The 6,237-nt window shown below is 41.0% G+C and carries 7 protein-coding genes; all 7 read right to left on the bottom strand.

Going from position 1 to position 6,237, the window contains the following annotated elements; translation table 11 throughout:
- Positions 1 to 884 precede the first annotated feature (884 nt).
- A complete protein-coding gene (locus P9687_RS16020; RefSeq protein ID WP_035190906.1) occupies positions 885 to 1,358 on the bottom strand; it encodes a DUF5085 family protein in 474 nt (157 codons plus the stop codon).
- Positions 1,348 to 1,806 carry a DUF5085 family protein gene (locus P9687_RS16025; protein ID WP_035190908.1) on the bottom strand — a complete coding sequence of 153 codons (459 nt, stop codon included), beginning with the start codon at positions 1,804 to 1,806 and terminating at the stop codon, positions 1,348 to 1,350. The genes P9687_RS16020 and P9687_RS16025 overlap by 11 nt, the downstream gene beginning before the upstream one ends.
- A 40-nt stretch (positions 1,807 to 1,846) precedes the next feature.
- Positions 1,847 to 2,560 (bottom strand): hypothetical protein, encoded by a 714-nt coding sequence (locus P9687_RS16030; RefSeq protein ID WP_035190911.1) that lies wholly within the window; start codon positions 2,558 to 2,560, stop codon positions 1,847 to 1,849.
- A gap of 18 nt (positions 2,561 to 2,578) precedes the next feature.
- Positions 2,579 to 4,180 (bottom strand): T7SS effector LXG polymorphic toxin, encoded by a 1,602-nt coding sequence (locus P9687_RS16035; protein WP_237340461.1) that lies wholly within the window; start codon positions 4,178 to 4,180, stop codon positions 2,579 to 2,581.
- Positions 4,181 to 4,207: 27 nt separating this feature from the next.
- Complete coding sequence (locus tag P9687_RS16040) at positions 4,208 to 4,492, bottom strand: TIGR04197 family type VII secretion effector (RefSeq protein ID WP_035190913.1); 285 nt, start codon at positions 4,490 to 4,492, stop codon at positions 4,208 to 4,210.
- Positions 4,493 to 4,495: 3 nt separating this feature from the next.
- On the bottom strand, positions 4,496 to 4,900 hold the full coding sequence (locus P9687_RS16045; RefSeq protein WP_035190915.1) for a DUF5082 domain-containing protein: 405 nt from the start codon (positions 4,898 to 4,900) through the stop codon (positions 4,496 to 4,498).
- A gap of 335 nt (positions 4,901 to 5,235) precedes the next feature.
- The coding region (locus tag P9687_RS16050) for a M42 family metallopeptidase (RefSeq protein ID WP_328228811.1) at positions 5,236 to 6,237 on the bottom strand (1,002 nt) is incomplete at its 5' end.

The raw sequence follows: 6,237 nt of genomic DNA on the forward strand, positions 1-6,237 counted from the left end.
CCATTCCCCCTTTTCAAGTGTTAAAACTATTCCGTTTTTATTATACAACATTTTTAAAAAGGAGGGAACACCAATTCGATAAAAATTTTGGTTATCTGATACTTTCGGTTCTACTGCATGTAGCGCACTCTCATCCACAACCCCTGTTTTTGATGAGGGAATGATAATGCCCTCTAACGAATCAGGGTCGGATGGGTAATAAAGCAGTTCAAGATTATGTCCCTTCTATTGCCATTCTACACTCAGCCTCTTTATGAAAAATGATTTTCCCGTCCATGGGCCGCCTTTTAAAATAAAGACGCGTTCCAATCCTTGCAAATTCGATTCAAAAAAGTGAGTAAACCCTTTACCGGTATAACCGATGACAAAATAATACAGACATCTCCTGCCACTCCCCTGCTTGGATTGGATTAACAGTTCTCCACACTAAGCCTGTGCGATCAAGCATTCATTGAAGAAAATTCACAAATGAATGCTTGATCGATTAAGTTTATAAAAAAAATAAAAAAGTCTGCACCGAAGTCAGTTTGTCACTTCCGGGCAGACCTTTTTTCAATTGATAAGGTTGTTTTTGCAGCAAACCTCTGCATGATTCATATATAACCGGTTATTTTTTTCCGCTCAATTCGACAAGAATTTTCTATTCGGCTCGTGTTGCACTCCTCGCTTAAATTATTTAAATCACTTTACAAAATTCTTGCTATACCAGGAACAGTTGAAAAATGCGATTGTCGATTGATTCAAAGAGGCGAGGAAAAAAGTGCTACCAAGGATTGGCGCGTTGTTTGGATTGATTTGGAATAACGCAGATCAGGAAAGCAAAGCATGATGCTGGATACGCTTGAGCAAGGACTGAAGCAGGTATAAAGTGAAGGAGCGGGCGTTCACCGCTCCTGTTTTAAATCATCCGCCTCATCATCCTCAAACACCTTTATTTTAATCTCCACCCACTGCATTTCATCATCCCCGCGTAAAATATGGAATATTGGCGAGGAAATTTTATAACCATTCTCCATGACGTGCCGGAACAATTCATCATAAGCTTTTTCTGTATTGGCTTCAAACTGCCCTTTTACCCGCGTCATCAGCATTTGATCGATATAAAAATAACTTTGGAATGTAAGGTCTGTATCTTTCGGAACATTGGACTGCTCAACCGGCATATAGATGTCAATCAACATCCTTTCATCAAACGGAATGTTATACAGCGCATAAAACAGCGGTCCTTTCACGGTAAGGTGCGCATCTGTAAGCTTTTCATTAAAATCTTCCAATGCCATTTCGAACTGGCTGACATGGATATCATATGTAGACATGACTACATTCCGATACTCAATCGTTTCATATTCAACGACCATCGGATGGCACTTCCTTTACCCTGGCATAAATATCCATCATCACATCATCAAACACATCAAGACACACGTGGTAAAACGGCTCCTTGATTTCCAGCCCGTTCCGCACCGCATAACCCCTTAACAGCATGTACGCATCCTCAATCTCATCCACTTCCGGACAGCGTACATAGATCGCCGGCATAATCTCCATGTAATCAAGCTGCTTGTAAAATGCATCTTCAGGGACTTCCACCTGCCCGTTCAGGCCGATATAATACGTATACTTTCCAAAAGACGGCTCATTTTCCATTTCTTCTATCGTAAAAATCACCGGGCTTGTGTAATAAATATCTTCATTAACAAGGTTCATGCGCAGGCTCAAAGCTGGCACATACCACTCATCGTGCGGGATCACTTCTTCCACGCAGATAACATTTTGAATAACGAGTGATGATTCACGGACGATCATGTAAGTAACATCTCCTTCTCTCCAGATTATCTTTTTTTCTTCATTTTGCGTTTTTATTACGTTCTAAATCACTCTTTATATATTCAGGAAACCGCCAGATTAAGTAAACTGTAGTCTCGTAGTCCCATAATCCAATTAAGATACCAATATAAGTAACTGTTGATATGATTATTCCAAACAGGAGTTCACCGTCCCCCAATAATCCGGTATCTAATATTAATCCAACTATAACGACAAGTAATAGTAAAGACCCAATTTTGTACCAGTCTCTATGGCTTTTCTTTGAATTTTTCTCTTTAGGAGTTCTTATTTTTAACTCCTTTATTATTCTGATTAGGTTTATAATATGAAACAAAAAACCTAATACAATAATAAGAAAAATAAAAGGACCATAAATACCATAGACACCAGCATCTTTAAAAAACATAGCCATCCCTAAGAATGGTTCTAAACTTAATTTGAACAAATAAAAAGTAATTGCCAGACTAACAATTTTTAAATTAAAAATACTCTCAACTCTGCAAAATAGAATAATGGCGATTTGAACAAGAAACAAAACCGCCTCAATATAAAATATGTTATGCCAAAATCCTGATAGATTTTTCCATCCAATTGTGTCGGCATGGGCAACCCAAAATGATAATCCCACAAAAAAACCAGATACGAAAAATGCGGGAATTAAATGGTATCTCATCTCATTAAAATTCATTCTACCATGAATAATTTCATTTTTTACCAATTCAAAATGTTCCATTATTAACCCCCTTAATTTTTATTTAAACCATCTCGCTACACTGCCTCCTATACTTTTGCTGACTTTTTCAATCGAATCTACTCCTTTGTTTATAACCTCTTTACTTCGATCAGCTATATTCTTGGATGGACTCCCCCACTTATGATTTATCAAGTAACTAACCGTTGTCCCAACTCCAAATCCAACTACCGTGCCAATCGGAGGAAAGAATGCGGAACCAATTGCTGTACCTGCCGCAGTAGCTGCCGTGCCAAAAGCACCGTCTACAACAGTTCCAACTACAACTTTTTGCGTGTCACCCTTATACTTTTTATAATTATCCGCAGCTATAAGTCCGTAACCTAGCGGACCTAGTGCTTTGCCGGCTACTTTTGCCCCTTTTCCCAATGTATTCAGGCCTTTAAAACTTTCTTTTATTTCTTCTGTCAAATTTTTGTATGCAACTTTTGGTTTTTTCCACTCTGGGAGAGATCTGACCGTTTTTTTAATTGCTTTATATTTTTTTCCAGCAAATTCGTCTACAAATGTTGTTGATATTTTCACAGCTTTTTTAATTGGAGATAGTTTCTTCATCTCTCTAAATTTATCTATTCCATAAAGGTTTTCAAATTCTTTCTTCATTGCAAGTTTCCCACGTTCTCTGCCAAACGTTTCAATAGACTCAAGTAAATGATTAAAATTTTCTTTTGAAAAAGCCTTCCCTTTGTATTTAGCCAGATGATTTAAAAGAGCATTTCCATTTATTTTATAGATTGTATTATTCATATAATTATTAAATGTTCGATACTCTTCCTTTGTAAAATTATGGAAAAGCTCACTTTTAAATGCTTTGCGCCTCCCTTTATCCAGTTTATAATAAATATAGAACTGGATAGCAGCAGTCAATAGGGTGTTAGACTTATTAATGTATTTATAAGTACGTTGCATTGCTTTAAAGCCATTGCTCATTAAAATGAATATTGCTGATTTATCGACAAACGCTTGTTGTTCATGTAGTGACGAACCATTATCATTTAAACGCTCAGCTCTTCCGCCCCCAACCAAACTCCTTTCCCCTGCTTCCATCACTTTCTTCATTACCCTGTCCACGTCGCGGCGGCTTTCTTCGACGATTTGCAGGGCTTTGTGGTCAAAGGCGTGGAGTTTTTCGTTCACTTCATTAACAAATTTCTGCGATGCTTCAGCGCTTTCTATGAAATGGCCCAAGTCCGGTGCCGGAATGGATACAATATCGGAAATGCTGTGCAAAACTTGCGCGCCTTCATGGTGGATGTCCATCATTTGGTTTTTCACTATGCGCGTTTTTTGATTAAGGTCATGCATATAATCAGCGTGCAGTACCGCGCCCGGCGAATCATCCACTGTACCCTCAAATTCGGAAATGATTTGGTTGTACCGGTGCTGAACTTGCCGGGCAGCTGTCACCAGTGCTTCAATCATTTCGCCGTGGGTAGTGTGAAAATAATGTTTTGCTGAATCTGCCGCTTTCCCTTTAAAAGATTGCAGCCTGCTGATAGCGTTTGTTTTTTGCCTTACAGTTTCCAGCTTTGCCGTTAATTCTTTTGTGCTCCGGTCGATTTCTTTTTGCAGATCCAGCAGCTCTTCAAATTCAACTTTCATGGTGCAACATTCAACCCTTTCCCCTCTTTAATTCTCAAGCCTGTGAAAAGACTGGCCGATTTGATCATCCTGCTGTACCATCTCATTCCCTAATTGTTCCAGTTTCTGCAAATCCGCATCAAGAAGCGCGCTGTACAGTTCAAACGCTTTCTGCAGTTTCCCAACTATTTCAAGCTGTTCTCTCATGCTTTTTAAATCCGTCTGCTGCAGTGTTATTTTTACCGGCTTAATGCCTTCAAGCGTAGACCTGGCGCTGTTCGCTTGGCTGAGCGCTGCACGGAAGACGGTTTGATTGATCGCAATTTCTCCCATCACTTAATCCCCTTCCACAATTTCCTGGCTCAAGTTTGAAATATGCGACTGCAAATATGATAAATTGCTTTGTGCCTCATTCAGCTGGTTAGAAAGGCGCCGAATTTCTTCTTCCAGCCTGTCCTCCGTATTTCGGAGATGGTGCACATATTGGCGTACAGACGACTCTATTTTATGCAAGTGATTCAAATACTTATTTTTCGTTGTGCCTTTCCAAGAGGGTGGATGAAAATCAATATGCGCCACCTTCCTTTCGTGCTGCCATGCGCCTTCAATGACTCCCTCCATTCGCCCTTTTGCCCGATACAGCCGCTCGATTTTTTCTTCAAGCAGTGCAGCATCCTGCCTCGCCGCTGCTGCTTGAGCCTGCATGTTTTCCCTTTTGCGGATCAGATCGCTTTTATCCATCCTTCGCTCACCCGCCTCCCCTTGTTCGAGTGTACAAACGGTTTATTTTACCACTATTTTCTATCAACCAGCTTCTCGTTTCAATATTTTTTCAAAAATTAGGTCTTTCAGGCTAGCTTGGTTACTTATTTCCCTTTCTCCACTAACTAAAACCAGGATATTCAGATGGTGGCAGCAATCATCATCCCCATGAGATACCAATAAGAGGAAAGACGGACAAAAGGAGAGAATACTTGGTGACAAATTTTTGCATAAAGGGCTTTTTGGTGGACTATCGGGAAACTTTATTCATAAAAAAATCCGGGCATCAAAAAGTGCCCGGAATTTTTATGATTTTAGTCAAAAATAATATGGTTTACTGTTTTGCGATCGAGACGTTTGATCACTTCTGTTATCAGTTTAACAGTATTTTCGTAATCATCACGGTGCAAGATGCCGGCGTGCGAGTGGATATAGCGTGTTGCAATCGTGATGGCAAGAGATGGAATGCCGCTGCCCGTTAAGTGAATGGAGCCGGCGTCTGTTCCGCCGCCCGGAATCGATTCAAACTGGTACGGGATATTCAACTCTTCAGCAACTTTCACAACCGTATCGCGCAAGCCTTTATGCGCGACCATTGAAGCGTCGTAAATCACGATTTGCGGACCTTTGCCCATTTTGCTAAGCGCTTCTTTTTCGGAGATTCCCGGTGTGTCCCCGGCAATCCCGACATCAAGTGCAAAAGCAATATCCGGTTTCACTTTGCTGGCTGCCGTTTTCGCACCGCGCAAGCCCACTTCTTCCTGGACATTTGTTACGCCGTAAACGATGTTTGGATGGTTTTCTTTATGCAGATTTTTTAGCACATCAATGACAACTGCACAGCCGATCCGGTTATCCCAGGCTTTGGCAAGCAGCATTTTTTCATTTTTCATAACCGTAAATTCAAAGTAAGGTACCACCATGTCGCCCGGTTTTACGCCCCATTCAAGCGCTTCTTCCCGGCTTGTGGCACCAATATCAATGAACATATCCTTGATTTCGTACGATTTTTTGCGTGCATCCGGTGATAAAATATGTGGTGGCTTTGATCCGATCACACCTGTCACATCACCTTTATCTGTTACAACCGTAACGCGTTGGGCAAGCATCACCTGTGACCACCAGCCGCCGATCGTTTGGAAGCGCAGAAAGCCTGACTCATCAATTTGCGTCACCATGAACCCAACTTCATCCATATGGCCGGCGATCATAATCTTCGGACCGTCCGCCTGCCCCGTTTTCTTCGCAATTAAGCTGCCGAGGCCGTCTGTGTCGAGTTCATCGGCATAGGGCTCTACAGCCCTGAGGAGTAAAAA

Source organism: Weizmannia sp. CD-2023 (assembly GCF_036225245.1).
Classification (GTDB): Bacteria; Bacillota; Bacilli; order Bacillales; family Bacillaceae_C; genus Weizmannia; species Weizmannia faecalis.